General features: G+C 67.1%; 25 protein-coding genes. 8 read left to right on the forward strand and 17 right to left on the reverse strand.

The genetic code is table 11. The features are described 5' to 3' along the window. Positions 1-574: 574 nt before the first annotated feature. From AC4FS2_RS13325 to AC4FS2_RS13355, 7 genes are all read right to left on the reverse strand, one after another. Positions 575-1,741: a thiolase family protein gene (locus AC4FS2_RS13325; RefSeq protein WP_491156222.1), complete on the reverse strand. Its 1,167-nt coding sequence runs from the start codon at positions 1,739-1,741 to the stop codon at positions 575-577. Then, the gene (locus AC4FS2_RS13330) at positions 1,738-2,388 is read right to left on the reverse strand and encodes a 3-oxoacid CoA-transferase subunit B (RefSeq protein ID WP_491156220.1); all 651 of its coding nucleotides are present in this window, start codon (positions 2,386-2,388) and stop codon (positions 1,738-1,740) included. Before AC4FS2_RS13330 ends, AC4FS2_RS13325 begins: the two co-directional genes overlap by 4 nt. After that, positions 2,388-3,149 carry a 3-oxoacid CoA-transferase subunit A gene (locus tag AC4FS2_RS13335; protein ID WP_491156219.1) on the reverse strand — a complete coding sequence of 254 codons (762 nt, stop codon included), beginning with the start codon at positions 3,147-3,149 and terminating at the stop codon, positions 2,388-2,390. The genes AC4FS2_RS13330 and AC4FS2_RS13335 overlap by 1 nt, the downstream gene beginning before the upstream one ends. 201 nt (positions 3,150-3,350) lie before the next feature. After that, complete coding sequence (locus tag AC4FS2_RS13340) at positions 3,351-3,983, reverse strand: biotin transporter BioY (protein ID WP_491156218.1); 633 nt, start codon at positions 3,981-3,983, stop codon at positions 3,351-3,353. 15 nt (positions 3,984-3,998) lie between these two features. Next, positions 3,999-5,390, reverse strand: coding sequence for an acetyl-CoA carboxylase biotin carboxylase subunit (accC, locus tag AC4FS2_RS13345; protein WP_491156216.1), 1,392 nt, complete (start codon positions 5,388-5,390; stop codon positions 3,999-4,001). Beyond that, a complete protein-coding gene (gene accB / locus AC4FS2_RS13350; protein WP_491156214.1) occupies positions 5,383-5,922 on the reverse strand; it encodes an acetyl-CoA carboxylase biotin carboxyl carrier protein in 540 nt (179 codons plus the stop codon). Before accB ends, accC begins: the two co-directional genes overlap by 8 nt. Beyond that, positions 5,912-7,453, reverse strand: coding sequence for a pyruvate carboxylase subunit B (locus tag AC4FS2_RS13355; RefSeq protein ID WP_491156212.1), 1,542 nt, complete (start codon positions 7,451-7,453; stop codon positions 5,912-5,914). The genes accB and AC4FS2_RS13355 overlap by 11 nt, the downstream gene beginning before the upstream one ends. Positions 7,454-7,599: 146 nt before the next feature. Between AC4FS2_RS13355 and AC4FS2_RS13360 the strand changes: the two genes are divergently transcribed. Next, a complete protein-coding gene (locus tag AC4FS2_RS13360) occupies positions 7,600-8,346 on the forward strand; it encodes an IclR family transcriptional regulator (protein WP_491156211.1) in 747 nt (248 codons plus the stop codon). 82 nt (positions 8,347-8,428) lie between these two features. On the opposite strand, the gene AC4FS2_RS13365 is transcribed toward AC4FS2_RS13360, so the two are convergent. From AC4FS2_RS13365 to AC4FS2_RS13390, 6 genes are read right to left on the reverse strand one after another with little or no spacing between them, the layout of a single operon-like run. Beyond that, positions 8,429-9,427 (reverse strand): VOC family protein, encoded by a 999-nt coding sequence (locus tag AC4FS2_RS13365; RefSeq protein ID WP_491156209.1) that lies wholly within the window; start codon positions 9,425-9,427, stop codon positions 8,429-8,431. An 11-nt stretch (positions 9,428-9,438) separates the two neighbouring features. Beyond that, positions 9,439-10,452 carry a 4-hydroxy-2-oxovalerate aldolase gene (dmpG, locus tag AC4FS2_RS13370; protein ID WP_491156208.1) on the reverse strand — a complete coding sequence of 338 codons (1,014 nt, stop codon included), beginning with the start codon at positions 10,450-10,452 and terminating at the stop codon, positions 9,439-9,441. Continuing rightward, positions 10,452-11,393, reverse strand: a complete 942-nt coding sequence (locus tag AC4FS2_RS13375; RefSeq protein ID WP_491156207.1) for an acetaldehyde dehydrogenase (acetylating) — start codon at positions 11,391-11,393, stop codon at positions 10,452-10,454. The genes dmpG and AC4FS2_RS13375 overlap by 1 nt, the downstream gene beginning before the upstream one ends. A 10-nt stretch (positions 11,394-11,403) precedes the next feature. Beyond that, positions 11,404-12,201, reverse strand: coding sequence for a 2-keto-4-pentenoate hydratase (locus AC4FS2_RS13380; RefSeq protein WP_491156206.1), 798 nt, complete (start codon positions 12,199-12,201; stop codon positions 11,404-11,406). Beyond that, the gene (locus AC4FS2_RS13385) at positions 12,198-13,046 is read right to left on the reverse strand and encodes an alpha/beta fold hydrolase (protein WP_491156205.1); all 849 of its coding nucleotides are present in this window, start codon (positions 13,044-13,046) and stop codon (positions 12,198-12,200) included. The genes AC4FS2_RS13380 and AC4FS2_RS13385 overlap by 4 nt, the downstream gene beginning before the upstream one ends. Continuing rightward, positions 13,043-14,728 (reverse strand): bifunctional 3-(3-hydroxy-phenyl)propionate/3-hydroxycinnamic acid hydroxylase, encoded by a 1,686-nt coding sequence (locus AC4FS2_RS13390; RefSeq protein WP_491177589.1) that lies wholly within the window; start codon positions 14,726-14,728, stop codon positions 13,043-13,045. The genes AC4FS2_RS13385 and AC4FS2_RS13390 overlap by 4 nt, the downstream gene beginning before the upstream one ends. 130 nt (positions 14,729-14,858) lie before the next feature. On the opposite strand from AC4FS2_RS13390, the gene AC4FS2_RS13395 reads away from it, so the two are divergent. The 3 genes from AC4FS2_RS13395 to AC4FS2_RS13405 all read left to right on the forward strand — a co-directional run bounded on the left by AC4FS2_RS13395 (position 14,859) and on the right by AC4FS2_RS13405 (position 16,632). Further along, positions 14,859-15,371, forward strand: a complete 513-nt coding sequence (locus AC4FS2_RS13395; protein ID WP_491156203.1) for a nuclear transport factor 2 family protein — start codon at positions 14,859-14,861, stop codon at positions 15,369-15,371. A gap of 155 nt (positions 15,372-15,526) precedes the next feature. Continuing rightward, positions 15,527-16,300: an SDR family NAD(P)-dependent oxidoreductase gene (locus AC4FS2_RS13400; RefSeq protein ID WP_491156201.1), complete on the forward strand. Its 774-nt coding sequence runs from the start codon at positions 15,527-15,529 to the stop codon at positions 16,298-16,300. Next, on the forward strand, positions 16,297-16,632 hold the full coding sequence (locus AC4FS2_RS13405) for a hypothetical protein (RefSeq protein WP_491156199.1): 336 nt from the start codon (positions 16,297-16,299) through the stop codon (positions 16,630-16,632). The genes AC4FS2_RS13400 and AC4FS2_RS13405 overlap by 4 nt, the downstream gene beginning before the upstream one ends. Before the next feature lie 21 nt (positions 16,633-16,653). On the opposite strand, the gene AC4FS2_RS13410 is transcribed toward AC4FS2_RS13405, so the two are convergent. The 4 genes from AC4FS2_RS13410 to AC4FS2_RS13425 form a co-directional block, all read right to left on the reverse strand. Further along, entirely contained in the window at positions 16,654-17,388 is a 735-nt protein-coding gene (locus AC4FS2_RS13410) for an ABC transporter ATP-binding protein (protein WP_491156197.1), read from the reverse strand. Beyond that, positions 17,385-19,283: a branched-chain amino acid ABC transporter ATP-binding protein/permease gene (locus tag AC4FS2_RS13415; RefSeq protein WP_491156195.1), complete on the reverse strand. Its 1,899-nt coding sequence runs from the start codon at positions 19,281-19,283 to the stop codon at positions 17,385-17,387. The genes AC4FS2_RS13410 and AC4FS2_RS13415 overlap by 4 nt, the downstream gene beginning before the upstream one ends. After that, the gene (locus tag AC4FS2_RS13420) at positions 19,284-20,141 is read right to left on the reverse strand and encodes a branched-chain amino acid ABC transporter permease (protein ID WP_491156194.1); all 858 of its coding nucleotides are present in this window, start codon (positions 20,139-20,141) and stop codon (positions 19,284-19,286) included. Positions 20,142-20,244: 103 nt separating this feature from the next. Beyond that, the gene (locus AC4FS2_RS13425; RefSeq protein WP_491156774.1) at positions 20,245-20,682 is read right to left on the reverse strand and encodes an organic hydroperoxide resistance protein; all 438 of its coding nucleotides are present in this window, start codon (positions 20,680-20,682) and stop codon (positions 20,245-20,247) included. Positions 20,683-20,834: 152 nt separating this feature from the next. On the opposite strand from AC4FS2_RS13425, the gene AC4FS2_RS13430 reads away from it, so the two are divergent. The 4 genes from AC4FS2_RS13430 (at position 20,835) to AC4FS2_RS13445 (ending at position 25,753) form a co-directional block, all read left to right on the forward strand. Further along, positions 20,835-22,040 carry an ABC transporter substrate-binding protein gene (locus AC4FS2_RS13430; RefSeq protein ID WP_491156193.1) on the forward strand — a complete coding sequence of 402 codons (1,206 nt, stop codon included), beginning with the start codon at positions 20,835-20,837 and terminating at the stop codon, positions 22,038-22,040. Positions 22,041-22,212: 172 nt separating this feature from the next. After that, on the forward strand, positions 22,213-23,289 hold the full coding sequence (locus tag AC4FS2_RS13435; protein WP_491177591.1) for an LLM class flavin-dependent oxidoreductase: 1,077 nt from the start codon (positions 22,213-22,215) through the stop codon (positions 23,287-23,289). Next, on the forward strand, positions 23,286-24,299 hold the full coding sequence (locus tag AC4FS2_RS13440) for an alpha/beta hydrolase (RefSeq protein WP_491156189.1): 1,014 nt from the start codon (positions 23,286-23,288) through the stop codon (positions 24,297-24,299). The genes AC4FS2_RS13435 and AC4FS2_RS13440 overlap by 4 nt, the downstream gene beginning before the upstream one ends. Then, on the forward strand, positions 24,296-25,753 hold the full coding sequence (locus AC4FS2_RS13445; protein WP_491156187.1) for an MFS transporter: 1,458 nt from the start codon (positions 24,296-24,298) through the stop codon (positions 25,751-25,753). Before AC4FS2_RS13440 ends, AC4FS2_RS13445 begins: the two co-directional genes overlap by 4 nt. Positions 25,754-25,777 lie beyond the last annotated feature (24 nt).

Raw genomic sequence — 25,777 nt, forward strand, 5'->3', positions numbered from 1 at the left:
CTTGGCGCGTTCCCGGAGCCGGCGCTCGAGGACTGTTCACGGTGCAACTGCCGTCATTTCTTCCTATTCATCTGGAGTTGCTCACAATCCTCATGTCGCTCATCTCGCACTCCGGAGTATCGGGCTGTACGCACTGCACGTGCGCCTCAGGATGCTCGGGGTCACTTGGGGGTCACCTGACGACGGGGCCGAGGGGGGCGTTGACGGCGACGCCGACATTGCGTTGACAAACACACCGACCCTCGGACCGGCTGCTCTCCGGTGTGTCAGCGAGGTCGCCGTGGTCTACTTTTACAGGCGCAGCTGCAGACGGATAGCCAGCTAAAGGGTCGCTGCGGCAAGCCGACTGCCTCGTTCGCTTTCACGACCGGATTGCCCGGCCTTTCCATTGAGAGAGGAGCCCTCCTCTTGCTCTAACGGATGGGGACGACGTCAGGCGCCCGCAACGACGAGATCCTCGACCATCCCGTGCGGCTGTTCGCCGCGCTGAGGATCGCCGCCTCGTCGTGCGGCTTCACTGGGTAGGGCCCTGTCCGCTCCCACCTCTCATATGCATGGGTGAAGCCTCGATCGTCTACCGCTCCAGTACTACGGCCAGACCCTGGCCAACGCCGACGCACAGTGCGGCGACAGCGACGCCGCCTCCCCTGCGTGCGAGTTCGTGGACGGCGTGACCGATGACACGTCCGCCTGACGCGCCAAGTGGGTGACCGATCGCGAGCGCGCCGCCATGGACGTTGAGCTTCTGCGGATCTATAGGCCATTGCGCGAGGTCAGCGAGGCACTGCGCCGCAAAGGCCTCATTAAGTTCGACGAGATCGACGTCTTCCCACGTCTTACCGGCCTTGGCGAGGGCCTTGTTCGCCGCCTCGATAGGAGCGAGGGGAAACACGTCTGGGTCGACGCCGTGCGTCGCGCGCCCCGCGATCCTCGCGAGCGGCTCAGCGTCGATCGCGCCTTCGGCGCCAATAAGCAGCGCGGAGGCACCATCGTTAATACCGGACGAATTGCCGGCGGTCACGGTGAGACCGCCACCAAAAAGCGGCTTCAACCGGGCGAGCGCCTCGACGGACGTATCGTCACGGATGCCCTCATCCCGTGGAAGTTCGGCGCCCGGCACCTGCACGATCTCCGCTTCATAAAAGCCGTCGGCCCACGCTTTTGCGGCACGGCGGTGCGACCGGACGGCAAACTCGTCCTGAGCCTCGCGCGTGAGCCCGAGCCCGTCGGCGACCTTCTGGGCGGACTCCCCGTTGGAGATCGTCCAGGCCTTCGGGAACGCGGGGTTGACCATGCGCCACCCGATCGACGTGTTCCAAAGCGTCCCGTTTCCGGTCGATGGCCAGCCTTTCGGCGCCTTCTCCACGACGAACGGCGCGCGGCTCATGGACTCGACGCCACCGGCGAGCACGATGTCCGCGTCGCCGGATTCCACTGCGCGCGATGCCTGAAAGACGGCCTCCATCGAAGAAGCGCACAGCCGATTGACGGTCACGCCCGTCACCGTCGTCGGCAGTCCCGCGAGCAGCGCGCCGAAACGTGCGACGTTGCGGTTGTCCTCGCCAGCCTGGTTCGCGTCTCCGAACACCACGTCCTGGATCCTCCCGGGGTCGACGCCGGTGCGCTCAACAATCGCCTTCATTACAACGGCGGCCAGATCGTCTGGTCGCACGCTCGCGAGCGCCCCACCCGCGCGACCAAAGGGCGTGCGCACGGCGTCATAGACGAAGGAGGCGGTCATGGCTGGGTCCTATCGATCAGGGCGAGACCGGTGAGCTGCCTCAACTCGGCCACGGTGGTGTCACCGAACGTCTCGATGACGGCGAACCCGTCTGGCGTGACCGCGAAGATTGCGTGATCGCTATACACACGGCTGACGCATCGCCTGCCGGTGAGAGGTAGCGCGCACTCGTTGACGAGTTTCGACCGACCGTCCCTCGTAATGAGATCCGTCATCACGAAGATGTCCTTCGCGCCGCTGGCGAGGTCCATTGCCCCGCCGACGGCAGGGATGGAGTCCGGCCCGCCAGCCGACCAATTCGCGAGGTCACCGTGCTCGCTGACCTCGAAGGCGCCCAACACGCAAACGTCTAGATGTCCGCCGCGCATCATCGCAAACGAATCGTGCTGCGCGAAGTAGGCGGCACCGGGCAACTCCGTCACGGCCCACTTCCCGGCGTTGATGAGGTCTGGATCAATCTCACCCGGCCCCGGTCTGGGCCCCATCATCAGCATCCCGTTCTCGGTGTGGAGGATGATTTGCTTTCCCTCCGGCAGGTGATCGGCCACGAGCGTGGGAACCCCAATACCGAGATTGACGTAAGCGCCGTCGGGAATGTCTCGCGCGAGTCGCGCCGCAAGGTCCGCACGACTGATCCGGGTCGCCATCAGCGGTCCTCCCCCTCGACCGAGGCCGTCTGATTGACCGCTCGACCGTTGACGTCCACGAGCCCTCCCACGAACGTGCCGTGGGGCGTCCAGGGACGCCATCCGACCGGCACCACGACGTCGACGAAGATGCCCGGAAGAGCGATGGCCTCGGGATCGAGTCCGCCAGGTTCGACGATCTCGTCGACCTGCACGATCGTACGTTTGGCCGCCATCGCCATCGCCGGCCCAAAGTTCCGACTGGTCTTGCGGAAGACGACGTTTCCGAGGCGATCGCCGCGGAAGCCCTGGACGAGCGCAACGTCGGCGCCCAGCGCCGGCACGAGCACATACTCGCGGTCGCCGAAGACCCTCGTTTCCGCGTCACGGTAGAGATCGGTGCCCGCGCCGGTCGCCGTGTAGAACGCAGGGATCCCGGCACCCGCTGCGCGGATGCGCTCCGCGAGATTGCCCTGTGGAACGAGTTCCATCTCTAATGCGCCCGCCCGGTAAGCGGCATCGAAATGCCACGAATCGCTTTGGCGGGGGAACGAGCAGATGACCTTCCGGACGCGCCCGAGCTGGATGAGCCTTGCGAGCCCCTCGTCCCCGTTGCCTGCGTTGTTGCTGATGACCGTCAGATCGCTTGCGCCCTGTTCGATCAGCGCGTCGATGAGCTGCACGGGCTGTCCCGCTCTCCCGAACCCGCCGACCATAATGCTCGCGCCGTCGGCGATGTCGCCGACGGCCGTGAGGGTGTCCAGCGTGGTCTTGTCGATCATGGTTGAACCTTCCGATAGCAAGTCGACTTCGGCCCTTGGGCCGTTCGGCTCACGCGCGCTGCCGCGGGCTCACGGAGGGGCCTACGCGCGCGTGTCGAGGGGCGGACGCGAATCCTGCGACGGAAGCACATTTGAGGGCGTGTCGCCTACGGCCCGCTGCTCCGACGAGGTCGCCACACCGACTCACCGCACCGTTTCGCATCACGCCTTTGTGCGGTCCACCGCCCGCACGAGCAGCCAGGCTCCCGGGACCAGCAAAGCGGCGGCAGCGGCCTTGATGAGGCCCGGCAGGATGAACGGCCACACCGCCGCGTCGAGCACCCCGGCGAGCGCGACATCCTGCCCGAGCACGAGCCCGAGGATCATCGCGGTGTACGGCACGCCGATCAGAAACGGCACGATGGAAGCGCCGGCGAAGCCGACGAACGCCAGCGCCGGGTTGCGATCCCAGGCGTGCTCGGCGAACCAGCCGGCCACGAACGCGGCCGCGATGAACCCGATGATGAAGCCGAAGGACGGCATGAGCACATAGGCGGGTCCGGCTGCCGGGCCAGCGAAGACGGGAGCGCCTGCCAGTCCGATCAGCATGTAGGTCGTCAGGGATGCGGCGGCCCGCTTCGCACCGAGCGCCGCGCCCACAACGATGACGCCGAGAGTTTGACCGGAGATCGGAATCGGACCGATGAAGAACGACACCTTGGCGAGGAGCGCGACAAAGGCAACGCCCGCGAACACGAGCCCCCCGTCGACAGCGAAAGCGTAGCGACGGCTCTGGGGACGTGTGATGAGATCCGCCAGGACGGGGCGGCGGGCGGGGATGGAGAGAGACGACACTGCGAACGCTCCTTGTCAGTTGGTGGTCGAGGTGGTCAGAATCGCGGCCTCGCTCCGACCCGCTATGAGGGCGGCGACGAAAGCGGTGTTGAAGTGGCCGCTGCGGAACCCTTTGCTCTGCAGGATCTCCTGGTGGAACTCCGCAGTCGTGGTGATTCCGTCGATCTGTAGCTCACGGAGGGCGCGAAGAGTGCGCGCGATCGCCTCCTCGCGGTCGGAACCCCAGCAGATGAGTTTGCCGATCATCGAGTCGTAGAACGGCGGGATCGTGTAGCCGGTCTCGACGTGGGTGTCGATCCTCACACCGAACCCACCGGGGGCGCGGAACCGCGTGATGACTCCGGGTTCAGGTGCGAAGGCGCGCATGGGATCCTCCGCATTGATGCGACACTCGATCGCATGGCCCCGCAGCGCGATGTCGTTCTGTGTCAATGAGAGCGGTTCTCCGCCCGCGATTCGCAGCTGCAGTTTGATGAGGTCGATGCCGGTCACCATCTCGGTGACCGGGTGCTCCACCTGGATGCGGGTGTTCATTTCGATGAAGTAGTACTTCCGGTCGATGTTGTCGAAGACGAACTCGACCGTGCCGGCGTTTCTGTAGCCGACCTCGCGGCACAGCGCGACGGCCGCCGCTGTGAGTCCCGAGCGGAGCTCAGCATCGAGCACGGGCGACGGCGATTCCTCGATGAGCTTCTGATTGCGCCGCTGCGCCGTGCAGTCCCGCTCACCGAGGTGAAGCACAGTCTCCCCGTCAGACACGACCTGCACCTCGATGTGGCGGATGTCTGTGAGGTAGCGCTCGATGTAGACCGACGGGTCTCCGAAAGCCATCTCGGCCTCCGACATGATCTCCGAGAGGTCCTGCTCCAGCGTCTGGATCGTCTCCACCACTCTCATTCCGCGGCCGCCTCCTCCCGCGGCAGCCTTGATGAGGAGTGGGAAGCCGACGTCGCGTGCGACTTCGAGCGCCTCGGCGTGCTCGGAGACAGCGCCGAGCGAACCGGGCACGGTGGGAACTCCGGCGCGACGGGCGATCTCCTTTGCCTCGATCTTGTCGCCCATGCGCCGGATGACGTCCGACGATGGTCCGACGAAGCGGATTCCTTCGCGTTCGCACAGGGCGGCGAAGTCGGCATTCTCCGAAAGGAAGCCGTAGCCGGGATGGATGGCGTCCACCTTGAGCGCGAGGGCTGCCCCGACGATCGCCTGGGCGTTCCGATAGCTCAAATTCACTTGGGCGGGACCGATGCATACGGCCTGATCGGCGAGCTTCACCGGCAGAGAGTCCTGATCGCCCTCGGAGTAAGCGAGCACGCTTCGGATACCGAGCTCCTGGCAGGCCCTGATAACTCGCAGGGCGATCTCGCCGCGGTTAGCGATGAGAACGCTCGACAGCGGCTCAGGCATCAGGACGGACCACCATGAGCGGCTGGCCGTACTCGACGGTTTGGTTGTTCTCGACGAAGATACTGGTGACGACACCCGCGATCGACGCCTCAAGGTTGTTCATGAGCTTCATAACCTCGACGATGCACAGGACGTCGCCCACCGCAACGCGGGCGCCAACTTCGACGAAGGCCGGAGCTCCCGGCTTCGACGCGGCGTAGAACGTCCCGACCATAGGCGCCTTCACCACGACGTCGCCGTCGGCAAGCGCCGTCTCGCCGCCCGCGACGTTCTGAGGTGCCACTGGGCTCGGGGCCGGCGCGACGGGACTGAGTGCGGGCGGAGCCGCGGCTGCAACGGGTTCGGACGGTGCCGGTGCCAGGGGGGCCGCAACTGCGGGCGGGCTTGCGACGGCGGGCGCAGAGGAGTGGTTGCGACTGATGAAGAGCTCTACGTCACCGTACTTCAGCGACAGCTCACGCACGTCTTCGCTCAGGTTGGCCCAGTCGATGATGGCCTTCAGTTCTTTGAGGTCTGGCGGGTTAAGCGACATCCTTTACTCCCTTGTCGATGCTGATGCGGATATCTCCGGCGTTGAGCGTGCGGCGTCCCGGGCCGCTCGAAGCGGCGAGCGAGCGGATGAGGTCGAGGATCGGACGCGGGACCTCGTCGGGGTTTCCTCCGGAGGCTGCGGTCGCCAGCATCTCGTCCACCTGGGATCCCGCGAACATGGCGCGGAGCAGGACCGTGTCGATGTCCTCGTCCGGGTGCTGGGCGACGAGATCGTCGAGCATGGGCGGGATCAGCGCTGGCGGCTCGAGGGCGATGTTCGCAGACCCGTTACGGATGATCTTTTCGAGGACGCCTGGCTCGATGTCCGTGAGGAGCTTGCCGAAATAGCCGAGGGCGTACTTCTTAATTTCATTGGGGACGACCGAGTAGCGGTCGCCTGTGATCACATTCATGACCGCCTGGACTCCAACGAACTGGGCGAACGGTGTGATCATGATGGGGTAGGCGAGTTCGCTACGCACTCGTGCAACCTCTGTCAGGAGATCGTGGTAGCGGTCTGACAGTCCCGCGGTCTCGAGCTGCGACCGGAAGTTCGCGAGCATTCCGCCGGGGATCTGGTGCATGTAGTGGAGTCCGTTGTACTCGACCGGAGCGCCCAGCGGCTTTCCCTCCGTTTGGGCGATGGTCACCAGCTGCTCGCTGATGCCGTCCACCCGGTCCAGGTCGACGTTGACCTGGTACCCCAGCGCACGCAGGTCGCGGACGAGGTTCTGTGTCGAGGGTTGCGCATTTCCCGTGGCGAGCGGCCACGTGGAAGTGTGAATCTGGTCGGCACCGAGCTCGACCGCTTCGAGGTACACGAGCGGGGCCAACCCCGTCAGAGAGTGGGTGTGGACCTCGAGCACTCGGTCACCCATCACCTCCTTTAGCGCCGGCACAAGCGTGCGGACACGGTCGGGTGTGAGCAGTCCCGCTGCATCCTTGAGCATGATCGCGTCGACATCCGCCTTCTCGATAAGCTCACGCGCCCTGGCTACGAAGAGCTCGTCGGTGTGCACGGGGCTTTCCGAGAACGAGACCGCACCGAAAGTGGACGCACCCAGCTCCTTCGCTCGGATGAGGCCCGGGATGATGTTGCCCATGTCGTTGAGACCGTCGAAGGAGCCGATCACGCGGAAGCCGTTCGCGTGTAGACGCTCAACCCACGCCATGATGACGTCGTCGGGGAGAAAGTCGAATGCCGCGATGTTGCGCGACCGGACGAGCGCTCGGAGCTTCGTGTTCGGCATGTGCTCATGCGCAAGCCGGACCCGCTCCCACGGGTTCTCCTTGAGATAGCGCACGGCGACGTCGAACTGAATCGGCGCGACCAGATCCACCTGCTCGAACCCAGCGGCGTCGTAGTTGTCGGCCATGGCGATGATGTGATCGGTCCGCATCCGAGTCGCCCAGAGGCTCTGATGCCCGTCGCGCAGCGACGTCTCGACGATCCTGATCTCACGGCGGCTGTTCGCCGGGCGACCACCCCCACTCATTACCGCGGTGATCGACTCCGAGTTCGTCGTTGACATAGCGACCCCTGCCCGTGTATTCGGCGCTCCGGTCAGGGGTCTGATCCCGCCGCTCCATCGCGTCCAGTCGTGGGGCGCCATACCTCCGCACGACGCCAAATGCGACACTACGCGCGTCATGAGCAAATGCAACTATGCTTCCTTGCGTGATACGCAAATTTGAGCCGGTGCAATCCGTGGAGCGCGCGCTCACCCTGGTGAAACTCGTCCTCGACGAGGGATCGATCAGTGTGACGGAGGCAGCCTCTGCACTCGACGTCAACCCGTCGACCGCCTACAGGCTGCTGGGCACCTTGGCGGTGCAGGGATTCGTCGTGCGAGGGAAGCGCAAGCGCTACGAGATCGGTCCTGTGCTCCGCGTCGATCACGCGGCGTATCCCCAACCGTCCCTCGTCATGCAGCTGCGGCCCGCTCTCGAGCAGCTCTTCGAACGCACCGATGAGACAGTGCACATCGCCACTTTGGCAGGGACTCAGATCCAGCATCTCGACGGCATCGAAGCAACCTCGCACTTTCTTCGCTTCGGTTCGAGAGTGGGGGTGTGGCTCCCCGCCCACCGCACGTCCGCGGGCAAGGTGCTTCTGGCGGAGCTGACGGACGACGAGATCGACGCAAGGTACAAGATGGCGATGGCCGGCCCACGTGGGCGTCGCATCACCGTGGACCTTGCAGCGCTGCACGAACAGATTGACGACGTGCGCGACACCCGCATCGGCTGGAATTTCGAGGAGAGCGAACCGGGAATCGCGGCCATGGCGATCGCGACATGCGATCTGAACGGGCAGCGCGCAGCGATCAGCATCTCCCTGCCGATCGTGCGGTTCACACGAGAGAAGGGAGAGATCTGGGCGGCCGAACTCATCCGGCTTGTCGACGAGCTGCGGGCACGCTGAGGCCCCCATCACCCCAGTGCCCGCGAGCCGCGAGCAGCACGATCGAAGGACTGCTCCCATCGTCGCGGCTCCGACAGCGGCATCAGCGTTGCAGCCCGGCCGAGGGGGTCGTGCCGCGGCCCCGGCTGCCCGGTGTGATGTCAATAGCCTCGCCGTACCAGGTCATGCCGTGCGGCACGTCCTTCGGCTGCCAGAGGATCGCCTCCCAGTCGGGATCGTAGACGTGGTACCCGCCCGAGTAGAGCTCGACACGGTGATCGGAGCCCGGGTCGTGGAGGTAGAGGTACATCGCCTGACCGACACCGTGCTTGCCGGGGCCGACTCCCCACGAGACATCGAGGTCGCGGATCTGATCGGCCGCCGTGAGCATGTCGTGGTAGTTCTCGAGGTTGAACGCGACGTGGTGCATCTGCGCGGTCTTCTCGTCGCGGTTCACCCCGATCGCGACGTCGTGCATCTGCGAGGTCACCGACATCCACGATGCCATGAGCGTCGTCGGGTGGTCGGGCATCATGATGTACTCCCGGCGCTTGAGCCCCATGAAGTCCTGCAACCACTGCTCGGCCTGGTTCATCGTGCCCGGGCTGGTCTGGATGTTGAAGTGGTCGATACGGCGGGCGCCGAGCCCTCGACGGGTCGAACTGTTCGACGCGAGCCGTGAGCGCAGCCCCTCGGGCGCGAGCGGCTTCTCGATGTCGTAGTAGAACTCGAACGGATGCTCGCTGAAGGGAGTGAGGAATCGGATGGCCGTGCCGCGGCCGGTCTCGAGGCCGGCCGGCAGTTCGAGCACCTCGATGTCGCTCGCGAGCAGTTCGTCGCGGAACAGCTCGACGTCCTGCGGGCGCTGGGTGCGGAACGAGTACGCGTTGACGGCGGCGGTCTCCTGCTGCGTCAAGACGAGCGAGTGGTGCGCGAGCTCCTGGTAGCCGCGGAGATAGGCGACGCCGTCGGTCTCGGCGACGACCTCCATGCCGAGCAGGTCTCGGAAGAACCAGAGCGATTTCTGCAGGTCGGGGGTTCCGAGGTCGATGCTGCCCGCGTGCGCGATGCGGGGGCCTGGGTCGTAGCCGGGGCGGGTCATGGCGTGCTCCTTCAGGACCGCTGCGCGGCGAGGGTGATGGCGATGTCGATGAGCATGTCCTCCTGGCCGCCGACGAGCTTGCGCGCGCCGGCTTCGATGAGGATGTCGCGGGCGTCGACGCCGTACTGGGCGGCGGCGTTCTCGGCGTGGCGCAGGAACGATCCGTAGACGCCGGCGAAGCCGATGGTGAGCGTCTCGCGATCGACCCGCACTGGCCGATCCTGCAGCGGGCGCACGAGATCGTCGGCGGCGTCCTCGAGGGCGAACAGGTCGCATCCCGTCTCCCAGCCGCGCAGCTGCGCGACCGCGACGAACGGCTCGATCGGCGTGTTGCCGGCGGCTGCACCGTGGCCGGCGAGCGAGGCGTCGACGCGGAAGGCGCCCTCCTCGACGGCGGCGACGGAGTTCGCGACCGAGAGCGAGAGGTTCTCGTGCGAATGGATGCCGACCTGCGTTGCGGGGTCGAGCACGTCGCGGTAGGCGCGGACGCGTTCGCGCACGTCATCGGTCGTGAGCCGGCCGGACGAATCGGTGATGTACACGCAGTGCGCGCCGTACGACTCCATGAGCTTCGCCTGGGCGGCGAGCTCGGCCGGCTCGAGCATGTGGGCCATCATGAGGAAGCCAGAGACGTCCATGCCGAGGTTGCGGGCTTCGGCGATGTGCTGGGCCGAGACGTCGGCCTCGGTGCAGTGCGTCGCGACGCGCACCGAGCGCACGCCGAGGTCGTAGGCCTTGCGCAGTTCGGCGATGGTGCCGACGCCCGGCAGCAGCAGGGTGGTGACGACCGCGTTCTTCACGTTGTCGACGATCGCGCTGATCCACTCCCAGTCGGTGTTCGAGCCCGGTCCGTAGTTCAGGCTCGCGCCCGCGAGACCGTCGCCATGGCTGACCTCGATCGCGGACACCCCGGCGGCGTCGAGCGCCGCGGCGATGCGGCCGACGTTCGCGGGGGTGATGCGGTGACGCAGCGCGTGCATGCCATCCCGCAGGGTCACGTCCTGCACGTAGATCTTCTGCGACATCACGCCGCTCCCTTCACGGTGCGTGCGGCGATGCCTTCAGCGACCCGCATGGCCGCCGAGGTCATGATGTCGAGGTTGCCGGCGTACGCGGGCAGATAGTGGGCGGCGCCCTCGACCTCGAGGAACACCGACACCTTGGTGTCGACCGCACCCGTGCCGTCAGGCAGCAGCGTCGCGACCTCGTCGCGGGTCACCGGGGTGAACTGCACCTGCTGCACGAGTCGGTAGCCGGGCACGTACTCGGCGACCTCGGCCGCCATCGCCTGGATCGACGCCTCGATCGCCGCATGATCGGCATCACCGACGAGGGCGAACACCGTGTCGCGCATGATGAGCGGCGGCTCAGCAGGGTTCAGGATGATGATCGCCTTCCCCCGGGACGCCCCGCCGACGGCCTCGATCGCGTGCGCCGTGGTCTCCGTGAACTCGTCGATGTTCGCCCGCGTTCCCGGACCAGCCGACTTCGAGGACACCGACGCGACGATCTCCGCGTACGGCACCGGCGTGACCCTCGAGATGGCGGCCACGATCGGGATCGTGGCCTGTCCGCCGCAGGTGACCATGTTGATGTTCGGCGCATCGAGGTGGTCGGCGAAGTTCACCGGTGGGATCACCATCGGCCCGATCGCGGCCGGCGTGAGGTCGATGAGGCGCACTCCAGAGCCCTCGAGCAGTTTGGCGTTCGCGATGTGCGCACCGGCGCTCGTCGCGTCGAGCACGATCTCCACCCCGGCGAACTCTGGCATGGCCATGAGCCCGGCGACACCGTCGGACGTCGTCGCGATGCCGAGACGACCAGCACGGGCGAGGCCGTCCGAGGCGGGATCGATGCCGACCATCACCGCGACCTCGAGCGTGGTCGACCCGCGGATGATCTTGAACATCAGGTCGGTGCCGATGTTGCCGGAGCCGACGATCGCGACCCCTGTCTTGTCACTCATACGTACTCCTTCACTTGCCGAACCGGGCCGTGACCGACCCGAGCGGCTCGATGCTCGCCACGAACGCGTCTCCCGGCTTCGCCGCGATCATCGGCCCGAGCGCGCCGGAGAGGACGACGTCGCCGGCTCGCAGCGGGTCTCCGAGCTCGATCGCGGTCGCCGCCAGCCAGGCCAGCGCGTTGAGCGGATCACCGAGGCAGGCCGCACCGCGGCCGTCTGAGACAATCTCGCCGTTCCGAGTCATCGACATCACGGCGTCGACCGGGTCGAACTCGTCGAGGGTCATCCCGCGGTCGGCGATGACGAACACCCCGGACGACGCGTTGTCGGCGATCGTGTCGACGATACCGATCTTCCAGTTCTCGATGCGCGAGTCGACGACCTCGATCGCTGCATGGGCCGTGGCGACCGCGGCGCGCACCGCGGTGGCATCGCCGGCGTCGAGGATGTCGGCCCCGAGCACGAACGCGATCTCGGCTTCGGCGCGGGGCTGCAGCAGGACTGCGGCGGGAATGGGCTCCCCATCGGTGAACCGCATGTCGTCGAAGAGCACGCCGAAGTCGGGACGGTCGACACCGACCTGGCGCTGGATCGCCTCAGAGGTGAGGCCGATCTTGCGCCCGATCACCCGACCTCCGCGTGCGATACGACGGGCCGTGAGCCGCTGTTGCACGCCATAGGCGGCGTCGATGTCGCGCTCGGCGAAGAGGCCGTTGATCGGGGAGCACGGGAGGCGCGTCGACGCGGCCGCGTCGAGCAGCGATGCGGCGAGGTCGAGGTTCTCCTCGCTCGCGCGGGTGGCGCTCACGCGCCACCCCCCAGAAACTCGAGCGCGACGCGGTCGAATTCGACCTGCTGCTCCCACTGGGGCCAGTGCCCGGCGTTCTCGATGAGCCGGAATTCGCCGGCCGGGATCCGCTCGGCCATCGACATGCCGGCGCCGGCCGGCCCTGAGGGGTCGTTGCTCGTCCAGATGACCAGCGTCGGCGCGGCCACGGCCGCGAGTTCCTCGTCGGTCACCAGGTTGCGACGGCGGACGTCTGGATCCTGCAAGCACAGGATGTGCCGCATCGACTCGGCGAAGCCGGGCCTCGAGTAGACGCCGCGGCGGATCGCGACGAGCTCGTCGGTCACCGACGCAGGATCGGCCATGAGCCACTCGAGACGGGTGCGGATGCGCTCCTTGCTCGGGTCGTCGGCGGCGGCCTGGCTCAGCGAGCGGATGCGCTCCATCACCTCGGGCGTCGCCATCGTGCCGCCTGGCGTGTTGAGGAGCAGGCGGCCGACACGGTCGGGGTGCGCCGCCGCGAATTTGATCGCGACCCAGCCGCCGAGCGACTCGCCACTGAGGTGCGCACGGTCGATGCCGAGGGCGTCCATGAGCGCGAGCAGGTGATCGATGTAGGCGTCGATCTCGAGATCGAGCGTCGAGGTCGTCGTCCAGCCGTGGCCCGGGTAGTCGTAGAGCACGACACGGTAGTGCGCCGCGAGCGCCGGGAGGTTCTTGGTGAACGCCTCGAGGTGACCTCCGGTGCCGTGCATGATGATGAGCGGCTCGCCCGAACCGGCCTCGAGGACGCGCGTCGACCATCCGCCGATGTCCACGTGTCGGATCGAGTAGTCGAGCCCCCCGAGGTCTGACCAGATGCTCATTCTGCACTCCGCTTCGCGGTGGGACGGGCGGTGGTTTCACGGTCGGTGGTGGCGATGCGCGCGACCTCGATGGCGTCGCCGAAGGCCCTGACCATGTCGGACGCCGCGAACGCCGGGCTCGCGCCGGCGACGATGCGGTCTGGCCGTACCAGGACGAACGACTCCGACCGATCGTCGAAGTACCGCTTGAGCGCACCGCTCGGGTCGCCGATGTGGATGATGTCGTCGGAGGCCTCGGCGTCGGCGAGCTGCACGGCCGGTCGCGCCCAGACCAGGCGGATGCCGAGCTGCTCGGCCAGCGCGATGGCGTCGTCGTCGAGGATGAGCCTCGGGTCGTTGTTCCAGCCGATGAGGGCGAACCACGGGCCGATCGCGTCGTCGAGCCGCACCGTCGCCCCGCTGATGGTGCGAACCGTCGGCTGGAAGAAGAGGCGACCGACCCCCTCCGCACCGATGGTCGAGCCGACCCGGGTGATCGCACCGGCCTCGATGGTCGGCATCGGCTTGAACTTCATGGTCACGATGTAGCGCTTCGCCCTCGGCAGGATCGAGATCCCCTTGAAGAACACATTGCGGAGACCGGCGACCAGACGATTGCGCACCGAGACCACGGCGCCGACCCGGGTCGAGAGGTCGATCATCGCCTGCGCGTGGTCGCGTCGCTCGAGCTCGTAGCTGTCCAGGACGGCCTCGCTGCCCAGACCGCCTGCCGCGAGCGCGAGTTTCCAGGACAGATTGAACGCATCGCGGATACCGCTGTTGTACCCCTGGCCCTGCCAGACCGGCATGAGGTGGGCGGCGTCGCCGATGAGGAACGCCCTGCCGACGCGGAAGCTGCCGGCCATGCGCGAGTGGTGGGTGTAGACGCGTCGACGGATGATGTCGATCTCGGCGGTCGGCGGGATCATCGGCGCGAGCACCGAGCGGACGAACTCGTCGGAGACCACCTGCTCCTCGGTCTCGCCCGGCAGCACCATGAACTCGAAGCGTCGGATCCCGTGCGGGATGCTGATGGAGACGTACGGGCGCTTCGGGTCGGCGTAGACCCACGCTCCCGGCTGCCCGAGCGGGTCGTTGCGGATGTCGATGACGAGCCAGTTCGCCGCGGATGAACGACCCTCGAAGCTCAAGCGGAGGGACTTGCGGGTCTGGCTGCTGCCGCCATCGGCGCCGACGATGTAGTCGGCCGCCGCGGTGCGCTCGCCGTCGGGCGTGTCGAGGGTGATGGTGACACCGCCGGCGTCCTGGGTGAATCCGGTCACCGCCGACGACCAGTGCACGCGCACGTGCTCGAATCGGCTCAGTCCCTCCATCAGCACCCGGTCGGCGAGCGGCTGCACGAACCCACTTCGCCTCGGCCAGCCGAACTCGGCCGCCGACGGCGCGAGCCTCGCGAGATCGCGGCCCTTCGCATCCACGAACACGAGCAGCTGGTTCGGAATGGTGTGCTGCAGCACGGCATCGGCGAGGCCGGCGTTCTGGAACGTCCGGAGGGTCTCGTCATCCATGCCGACCCCGCGCGGGAAGTCGATGAGCGACGGTCCGGCTTCGAAGACGTCGACGCGGACACCGTGCAGGCCGAGGAGGTTCGCGAGCATGAGGCCCGTTGGGCCCGCGCCGACGATCGCGACCTCAGCACGGTCGGCGGTGCCCAGGGGCATGCTCGCTTCGGACACCATCATCCTCGTTCAATAATTGATATCGTGTGTTCACTAACTGCTCTGACAGTAGTCAGGCCCCTTTGGACTGTCAAGTGGGGCGAGCGAGACCACCTCGTCATTTCGTCGATCGGCTGAATCGAAGGAGATCGCCATGACCGACCCACAGGTGTCACGACTCATCGACGTCGCGGCCGTCGAGCGCACCGTGCTCGACTACGCGGCCGCGATCGACCATCGCGACTACGGCCTCCTCAGAACCGTGCTGGCCGACGAGGTGCGGTTCGGACTCCGTCCGGGGAGCGCGGACGTGGCCTTCGTCGGATTCGGGGCCGGGGCCCGCGTGATCGGTGCCGACGAGTTCGTCGAACGCAATCGCACCCTGTTCCTGGGGTTCGCGGGGACCCACCATCAGGTCACGAACATCCGGATCGACATCGACGGCGACGTCGCGAGGGAGCGAGCCATGCTGCAGGCGACCCACTTCCTCCCCGGCGACCCCGACACCGAGTACACCTTCGGCGCGAGCTACGACAACCGGCTCGCCCGGACGCGAGATGGCTGGAAGCTCACCGACATCGATCTCACGGTCCACTGGGAGCGCGGCGATGCCTCGCTCACGGAACGGGCGCGCGCGGCCGGGGAAGCTCGGCTCGGGATGGGTTGACGGAGCACAGAGCGAGGGTTACGCTCGCGTCAAGTATTGATCATGAGCGTTCATCATATGCACGCTGAAATCATGACCGGGAGCAAGCGACGGAGCTTGCGACGGCACCCGTCGCCGGGCGCCGCACCCCGAATCAGCTCAAGGAGGAGTCGACGATGTCGAACGGCAACGCAGTGGAAGGTCGAGTCGCGATGGTCACGGGGGGTGGGGCCGGGCTCGGTCGGGCCACCGCCCTGATGCTCGCGCGTGAGGGCGCGGACATCGTCATCTGCGACCTCAACCCCGAGACCGGCGCTGCGGTCGCAGCGGAAGTCGAGGCGCTCGGGCGCCGCGCTGTGTCGGTTCCGACCGACGCTGCCGACGAAGAACAAGTCGAGTCGCTCGTGGCGAAGGGGATCGCCGAACTCGGCAAGATCGACATCCTCGTCAACAACGCGGGAATCGTCACGACCGACCAGATCCTCGACCTGTCCGTGGAGAACTGGGACCGGGTCGTCGCCGTGCATCTGCGGAGCACGTTCCTCTGCTCGAAAGCCGTCGTGCGCGACATGAGCACGCGCGACTGGGGACGCATCGTGAACGTCACCTCGCGGGCCGCCTACCGCGGCCGTGCCGGAGTCGGCCCGTACGCCGCCGCGAAGGGAGGCATGCTCGCCTACTCGCGCGTGCTGGCCAACGAGGTCGCGCAATGGGGGGTCACGGTCAACAACGTGGCCCCGGGCACGACCCTCACCCCGATGGTCGAGCGTGCGTTCCCGACGCTCGAGCAGCAGGTCGCCGAGGCGCACTCGTCCGGCGTGATCGCCTCACCGGTTCGACTCGGGGATGCCGACGAGATCGCCGCAGCGGTGCTCTACTTCTGCGGCCCGTACTCCGACCACACAACGGGCACGACGCTGCACGTCAACGGCGGAAGCTTCATGCCATGACCTCGTCGATTTACGTCGTCCACACCAACCCAGTCGAGGGCCGTGAGGACGAGTACAACGACTGGTACTCCAACCAGCACCTCAGCGACATCGTCGCGATCCCCGGCTTCGTACGAGCACGACGGTTCGAGCTCAACGACGATGCGGAGGCGGCGCTGAAGTCGCACCGCTACATCGCGATCTACGAGATCGAGGGCGACCCGCAGGTGGCGATGGCGAACATGTGGGAGGCCGTGTCGGCCGGCATGCACCTCTCGGAGGCGCTCGCGCCCGAACTGCTCGCGACGACGTACACGGCACTCACCGACTGGGTCACACCCGACGGGTCGTAGTCGCGGCCGGCGCCGCTCGCCTCATTCGGCGGCGGCGTCGGCTCGGCCCAGGTACGCGTCGCGGACAGCCTCCCGCACACCGTCGGCTCCGGCCGCGCTCGAGAGCACCAGGGTGCCGAGATCGATCACGACGAGATTCGACGCGATCGCCAGAGCGAAGTCGATCGATTGCTCGACGAGTACGATCGACATGCCGCCATCTCGCAACCGGGTAAGGCTGCCGAGTACCTCGCCGACGATGGACGGCGCCAGGCCGGCTGATGGCTCATCGACGAGCAGCACCCTCGGCTCCGGCATCAGCGCCTGCGCGATCGCGAGCATCTGCTGCTGGCCGCCGGAGAGCATGGCGGCGTTCTGACGGCGCTTCTCCTCGAGGATCGGGAACATGTCGTAGGCCCAGTGGATCCGTTCCGCGAGTCCGGCAGACGAGAACGACTTGGAGTAGGCCCCGAGCCGCAGGTTCTCCTCGACGCTCATGTCGCCGATCAGGCGCTTGTTCTCCTGCACGATTCCGATTCCTCGGCCGACGCGCTTGTACGGAGGGAGGCGGCCGAGATCATCACCGTCGAGGCGGATGTGCCCGGCGTGGACGGGGTTGAGCCCCATGATCGCCCGGAGGATCGTCGTCTTGCCGGCTCCGTTGCGGCCGAGCAGTGCCGTCACTTCGCCTTCGCCGACCTGGAAGCTGACATCCCAGACCACGCGCAGATCGCCGTACCCCGTTGCGAGGTGTTCGACTTCGAGGATGCTGCTCATGTCGCGCTGCCTTCCGTGGTCTCGATCGGAGCGGCGCCCGCGATGGTCGTGCCGGTGACGCCGGCGCCGGTGCCGAGGAATCGGCGCAGGACTTCGGGATGATCTGCGATCTCGGCCGGGGTGCCATCGGTCAACACCGTCCCTTCGGCGAGCACGACCACGTGGTCGGCGAGCGACTGCACGAGGCTGAAGTTGTGCTCGACGAGCACGATCGTGGCGCCGGCGTCGCGGACTCGACGCAGCACGAGGGCGAGTTCGGCCACCTCGTCGCGGTCGAGACCCGACGCGACCTCATCGAGGAGCACGATCGAGGGTTCCGAGTTGAGGGCCCGCGCGAGCTCGATCATGCGCCGAGTGCCGAGCGGCATCGCGCCCGCTGGGAATTCGGCGACCGCGCTGAGCCCGAGGAAGTGGAGCCATTTCGCGGCGGACTCGCGGTTCTCCCTGGTCACGCGCCCGTACTTCGGCAGACGAAGGATGGTGGCGAACAGCGAGACGCGGTGGCGCTGCAGCCGGCTCGAGGCGACGACGTCGAGCACCGAGAGCTCGATCGGGATCGCCGGCGTCTGGAACGTGCGCGCGACGCCTTGCCGTGCCACCTCGACGGCGCCCTGCGCGGTCACATCGGTGTCACCGATCATGATCCGTCCGCTCGTGGGTCGCATGAAGCCGCTGATCATGTTGAGCGTGGTCGTCTTGCCCGAGCCGTTCGGTCCGATGAGCGCGGTGATCTGCCCTGCCTGCGCGGTGAGCGTCACGTCGCGCACGGCGGCGACCCCACCGAACTGCTTCGAGACCGCATCCAGCCGGAGGGCTTGGCCGGGAAGGGCCGGCAGCTTCATCACCGGGATCGATTCGGCGGCGTGCGCCTCGGCGTCGGCGACCGCGGCCAGCGCGGACTCGGCCGCGGCCGCAGTCCGGCTCCGCTTCGCTCGCGCGATGAACCAGTGGGCGGCTCCGGCGACGCCGCCGCCGAACGCGATACCGCCGATGACGAGGAAGATTCCGAACGCGACGTCGCCGAACTCCCCGAACTTCGTCGAGAGGGAGTTCACGATCTGCACGAAGATCACGCCGACGAACACCGCATAGATGGCCCGCCGGCCGGCAACGATCGAGGCGACGAGTGTCGTCAGAATGAGCCCGAGCCCCATGGCTTCGGGTGCGACGAAGCGATCGTTGAACGCGTACAGCGTTCCCGCGAGACCCATCGGGAGCGAGGCGAAGGTGTACGTCGTGATCTTGAGGCGGTAGCGCGACAGGCCGAGCGACGGCGCGAGGTGATCACCGTGCTGGAGGATGAGCAGCGAGTTGCCGAAGGGCGAGCGGACCGCATTTCGGTAGGCGGCGAACCACAGCGACACCACGATGATGACGACGACGTAGAAGCCGAGGGTGTCGAGGGTGATCCCGAAGAGTTGAGGACGCGGGATCCCGGTGAATCCGGACTGCGCTCCGAGCACGTTGAACGGAATGACCTGCAGCGTCACGGGGATCAGGAGCACGAGCATGAACGTGCAGACCGCGAGCATCCATCCGCCGAGTCGGAGTCCAGGGGCGCCGGCGAGGAGCCCGACGGCGACCGCGGCGAGGGCCGCCAGGATGAAGCAGATGACGAGGTCGTTGAACACCCGGGTGGCGAAGTAGGCGGTGACGTAGGCGCCGGCGGCGTACATCGCCGGGAGGCCCATGTTGAATTCGCCCGCCCAGCCGATGCTGAGATTGAGGCCGCTCACGAGGAGGGCCGAGATGCCGACGAGCAGGATCTGCCGCGTCCAGAAGGGGGGCAGGCCCAGGTACGGCAACACGGCGACGATCACCGTGAGCGCGATCCACAGGATGGGGAGCAGGGGTCGGAAGGGGCGGCGGCCGACGACCGCGGTGCTGGTGCTCACTCAGACGCTCCTCAGGCTGCGCTTGCCGAACAGTCCCTGGCCTCGGAAGACGAGCACGAGGACGAAGAGGATGAAGACCGCGTAGTCGCCGAAGAACGGCCCGACCCAGAGGGCGACGAACGCCTCGACGAGTCCGATGATGAAGCCGGCGATGACGGCCCCGAGCTGGCTCCCGAGCCCACCGAGCGCCATGGCGACGAAACCCTTCAGCGCGATCGTCAGCGCAATCCAGGGACTCGCGGTGGTCGACATGAGCACGAACGGCCCGACGAGTCCGGCGAAGAGCCCGGAGACACCGAACGCGATGATCGAGAGCCATCGCACGTCGACTCCGCGCAACATGGTCGCCTCGCGGTCGAAGGCCTGCGCTCGGCTGGTGAGGCCGAATCGCGTCTTCGCCATGAGCAGGTGCAGCACGAGGCCGAATGCGACCGGCAGCGCGATCAGCACCAGGCTGATCGGCTGGACGCGCCCGCCGAGCAGATCCATCGGCGCCTGCGGGAAGAGGTCGAGCCGCTGCGGGTCGGCCCCCCAGATGATGGCGGTCAGCGCCGTGATCGCCGTGCCGGCTCCGAGGGTCGTGATGAGTTCCGCCTGTGAACCGGAGGGGAGGAAGCGGATCGCGCCGCGCTCGACGATGATCGAGAGCAGCGCGCAGGTGATCGCGGAGAGCAACAGGATGATCGGCAGCGGCAGGCCGAGGCCGATCCCGGTCAGCGCGACGAACCCGCCGAAGACGAGGATGTTCGCGAACGCGAAGTTCACCACGCCGGCAGACGTGAGCGTGATGTTGTATCCGATCGCGACCAGCGCATAGATCGCGCCGGTCGACAGGCCAGCGAACACGGCCGTCATCATGTGAGTGCCTCCTCCGACCGTTCACCGTTGAGCGATCGTCGCGTGTGCATTTAATGCTCCCGCGTATCCAATATGAGCACGATAGTGGTTGAGTTGCGTGCCGTCAATCCCGGTGATGTAGCGTCGCCGGGTCGGTCACCGCGAGCGTGACCCGGATGTTCCCCCTGGTCGCGTTGGAGTACGGGCACACCAGATGCGCCGCCTCGGCGAGCGCCAGGGCGTCCTGCCGTGAGAGGCCGGGAAGCGACACCTCGAGCACGACCGCGAGCCCGTATCCTCCATTGCCGTTGGGACCGATACTCACCCGCGCCGAGACGCTCGAGTCGGCCGTTTCGGCGCGAACCTCCCCCACCGCGACGGCACGCAGTGCCGAGTGGAAGCACGCGGCGTAGCCGGCGGCGAACAGCTGCTCGGGGTTGGCCCCCTCACCGGTGCCGCCCATCGCCCTGGCCACGGCGAGTTCGAGGTCAAGGCGGCCATCGGTCGTCCTGACACGACCGTTGCGACCACCTCCGGTCGAAATCGCCTCGGTCGAGTACAGCTCGGATTCCGAGCATGGCGGCTCCTTTCATTCCCGAGCAGGGGTGGCAGCAACTGGTCCTTGCGTCCGGACTGCGTCGGTGTCATTGTTGCGACCGTGCACATTACGCGCAGCCAAGTGCGCTATGTGCCTAGTCAAAGGAGACTGCACTCATGCACAAGCAATGGAAACTCCGGGGAGCGGCCGCCGGCGTCGCCCTGCTGACCCTCGCTGGCTGCGCCGCCGACGGCGACCCATCCGGCGATGCATCGGGCGAGCCATCGGACGGACCCATCCAACTCGCGGTGATGTACGGCCTCACCGGCCCATACGGCGCCTACGCCGACAGCTTCTTCGCCGGCTTCAATGCCGGAGTCGAAGCGGTCAACGCCGAGGGTGGCGTGCTCGGCCGCCAGATCGAGGTCGAACTCGTCGACACGAAGGGCGATGGCACCTTCGCCGTCAGCGCGCTCACCGAGTTGCTCGACTCCGGCTATGTGCCGGACGTGATCGTGCCGAGCGTCGTCGCGAACGAGACACTCGCCGTCCTGCCGATCCTCATGGAACGCGAGATCTTCTCGATCACCCCGGCGCTCTCACCCCTGCTGGAAGACCCCGAGTCGTTCCCGTACATGTTCGATCTCTCCCTGCCGTCGCGCGAGCCGCAGCGCGTGCTCGCCGAGCTCATGGACGCCGAGGGGGTCGAGACCCTCGGCGTGATCATCGGTGCCGACGCCGACGGTGACGCGTTCTGGAACGACCTCCAGACCGTCGCCGCCGAGAACGACATCGAGATCATCCAGGCTGAGCGACCAGACCCCGCGCAGTTGAGCTTCGACGTCGAATACCTGCGGATCCTCGAGGCCGAGCCCGACGCCGTGTTCTTCGACTTCAACAGCTTCGAGCAGATCTCCCGCGCCTTCACGGCCAGATCGACGGTCGGCGCAATGGACATCCCGGTGTACGTCGGCATCTCCAGCTCGGGATCGGTGCCGTCGTCGTACGCCGATGCCGGCAGCCTCGACAACTGCTCGATGCCGGTCTACGCGTCGACCGTGAAGACCGACGCGCCGGCCGAGTGGATGGAGCCCCTGCTCGACGCCTACGTCGGCAACCCACAGAGCGCAGCCGCGGGCTCGATCGGATTCGACATCGTGAAGCTCATGGCGCTCGCGATCGAGCGAACCGGTGGCGACACGTCGGCGAGCGCGCTCACGGCTGCACTGCTCGATGAGCCGATCCCGTCCGACTACCTCGTCGAGTACCCGGGCGGATTCGCGTACAGCGATGACTACCGGTTCCCGACGGTCGCGGACGGTGACCTCGTGCTCGTGCCGTGCGACTCCACGATCGCCGACGGTCTCTGGATCGCCAACTAGGACGAGAACGGGATGCTCGGGTGCGATCATCGGACCGCACCCGAGCATCCGCTCGTCCCCGGTCGTGCAATTAACGCTCACAGTTGATCACTATTAGGTTGACAACTGGTCCGTCTCTCCATAGCCTCGCCTCACCGTCACGTTTCTCGAGGAGCAAGCATTGAAGCTTGGAATGTTCATCATGCCGTCGCACCCGCCGGAGCGTCCCCTCGCGGACTCCTACGCGTACGACCTCGACATCATCGAGTGGGCCGACGAACTCGGCTACGAAGAGGTGTGGCTCGGATCGCACTTCACCGCACCCTGGGAGCCCGTCCCCGCGCCGGATCTGCTCATCGCCGCGGCCATCGCCCGCACGAAGAACATCAAGCTCTGCCCGGGGGCGCACCTCCTGCCGTTCTACAACCCGGCTGAGCTGGCCCACCGTTTGATGCAGCTGGACCACATGTCCGGCGGGCGACTCATGGTCGGCTTCGGCGCCGGCTCGGTACCGACCGACTTCCCCCTCTTCGGCATCGACTCGAGTACCGGCCAGCATCGAGAGATGATGGAGGAGTCGCTCGAGATCATCCTCAAGATCTGGACCGAGGACGGCCCGTGGAAGGTCGACGGCAAGTACTGGAACGTCGAGCTCGCCCCCGAGATGCTCGGATTCAAGCCCTTCATGAAGCCACTGCAGCAGCCGCATCCGCAGCTCGGGATCGCCGGGTTGACCGAGCGAAGCAGCTCGCTGCGCTTCGCCGGGACCCGCGGGTACATCCCGCTCAGCCTGCTGTTCAATCCGATGTATCTGAAGAGCCACTGGGACGCCTACGAAGAGGGCGCGAAGGAGGCCGGGCGCGAAGCCGACCGATCGATCTGGCGCATCGTCCGCGACGTATTCGTCGCACCGACCGACGCCGAAGCCAAGGAGCTCGTGCTCAGTGGCAACCAGCGGCGCCAGTGGGATGAAGCGAGTGCCCCGCTCAACCGCGCCGCAGGGTGGCCCCGCTTCCTCAAGCACGACCCGTCGATCTCCGACGACGAAGCGCTGACGGCCGAGTATCTCGTCGACCACCTCTGGTCGGTCGGGTCGCCTGACACCGTCGCCCGGCGCTTGTTCGAGACCTACACGCAGGTCGGCGGCTTCGGCACGGTGCTCGTCGAGGAGTACGACATGGCCGACACCCCGGAACTGTGGCGTCGATCGATGGAGCTGCTGGCGACCGAGGTCATCCCCCGGTTCGACGCGCTCGTCGCGAAATCGTGACCGCGATCTCGGCGGGCGACCCACGCGGACCGCTCGACGCCGACGCGGCCGCATTCCTCGCGGGATTCGGAGCCGCCCTCGCCCTCCGGGCCGACGAGGTGCAGACCGACGAAGCCATCGCCGCCTACCTGCACGACGAGCGCTCCCGGCTCACCGCGACGCCGGGGGCCGCGCTGCTCACGCCGCACGCGCGTGCGGTCGACGCTGAAGACCACGACCTCGGCGACGGCCTCCGGGTGCGCACCTACACGCCGGCGAGCGGTGCGACCGGGAAGCCGCTCGCCGTCTACATCCACGGTGGCGGCTGGGTGTCGGGCAGCATCGAACTCCACGACACGACCTGCCGCATCCTCGCCGCCGACGGCGACATGCTCGTGGTCAACATCGGCTATCGACTCGCACCGGAGGCGCCGTACCCGGGGCCGCTCGACGACTGCGACCGGGCACTGAAATGGGCGATCGACGTCGCCCCCCCTCGATTCGGCGCCGACGGGTCGAAGCTCGCGCTCATCGGCGCTTCATCAGGCGGAAACCTGGCGGCCGCGCTCACGCTGCGGTGGCGGGAACGTGGCGACGACGCCATCCGACTGCAGGTGCTGCTCTACCCGGCGCTCGATGCGTCGATGTCTGGTGCCGCCTATGCCCCATCGGTCAACGGCACCGACTACTTCATCTCCACTGAGCACATGCGGTGGTACTGGGATCGCTATCGCGCCTCGCAGCCGGGTCTCGACGAGGATCCGTCGTTCTCCCCGCTCGCCGCCACCGACCTCGCCGGGCTCCCTCCCGCTCTCATCGTGAGCGCCGAGTTCGACATGCTGCGGGACGACGCGATCGCGTACCACGAGCGTCTGCTCACCGCCGGGGTGCCATCGCGCCGACGGCACTACCAGCAGATCCACGGGTTCCTCGCGTTCTTCGACGTCATCGCGGCCGCGTATCCGACGGTGGTCGAGCTCGCACACGAGATCGGCGACGACCTGCGCGCGGCGGCCGAACCGACTGCATGAGCCAACCCCCGGCATCCGCCTACCCCGAACGTGTGCGGTGGCAGGCGTTCGCGATCTGTCTCACGGTCGCCGCGCTGACGATCATCGACATTTCAAAGGTCAACGTCGGTATCCCGGCGATCGAGCAATCGATGGGCGCGAGCCCGACCGCCCTCCAGCTCATCACCGCCGGCTACGCGCTGACCTATGGGCTCGCCCTGGTGCCGGCCGGCCGACTCGGAGACCTGTACTCGCGCCGCACCATGCTGCTCATCGGCGTCATCGCGTTCACGCTCGCCAGTGCGCTGTGCGCGACCGCACCGACCATCGAGTTCCTCGTCGCAGCTCGACTCATCCAGGGCGTCGCCGCCGGCATCCAGATGCCGCAGACCATCGGGCTCATCCAGCAGATCTTCCAGGGGGCCGCTCGAGGTCGTGCATTCGGAACCTTCGGCGCGTCGGTCGGCATCGCGGCGGCGATCGGCCCGACGCTCGGCGGCCTGATGATCTTCCTCGGCGGCGACGTCGACGGCTGGCGCTGGTTGTTCTGGATGAACGTGCCGATCGGGATCATCGTGCTGCTGCTCGCGATCCGATTCCTCCCCAAGCGCCCGGCTCGAACCGAGCCGGAGACCCGCACGCTCGATCCGATCGGAACGCTGCTGCTCGCGATCGCGACGTTCTCGCTCATGCTCCCGTTCGCGCTCACCACGGGCGGGCAGTCCGACTCACCGCTGCGGTGGCTCTGGCTCGTCGCCGCCGCGACCGCGGCCATCGCGTTCGTCTGGTGGGAACAGGCGTACCGCCGCCGCGGGCGCTCCCCGGTCGTCGACTTCGCCCTGTTCCGTCACCGGTCGTTCCGCAATGGCCTGATCCTCGCGACCGGGTACTACGGCGCGATGCCGGCCACCTTCCTCGTGACCACGATCTTCCTGCAGAAGGGCCTCGGTCTCTCGGCGATCCTCGCCGGACTCGTCTCCGTGCCCTTCGCGCTCATGAGCGCCCTCGCGTCGACGATCGCCGGCCGGCACGTGCTGCGGTGGGGTCGGGCCTTCGTCACCGCCGGACTCATCGGCGCGATCGCGGCCTTCGCCCTGCTCCTGGCCATCGCCAGCACCTCATCCGGCGAATCCACGCCGCTGCTGATCGCGGGGGCCCTCGCGATCGCCGGCTTCGGGGGCGGCTTCGTCACGTCGGCGAATCAGACCATCACGCTCGTCGACGTGCCGGTGACGGATGCCGGAGTCGCCGGCTCGCTCTCGCAGGTCGGCCAGCGGATCGGGACGGCGATCGGCACGGCGATCGCTGCATCACTCTTCTTCGCCACCATCGCGAACACGCGTGACACGGCTACGGGATCGGCAGGGTTCGCCACCGCCTACGGCGCCGCGGTGCTCGTGACGATCAGTGTGCTGGCCATCACGATGCTGCTCAGCGTCGTCGACCTCGTGCAGCACCGTCGGCGCGCGCTCTGAGGACGATGAAGGCCCCCGGACGGA

Source organism: Microbacterium sp. Z10_103 (genome assembly GCF_058310455.1).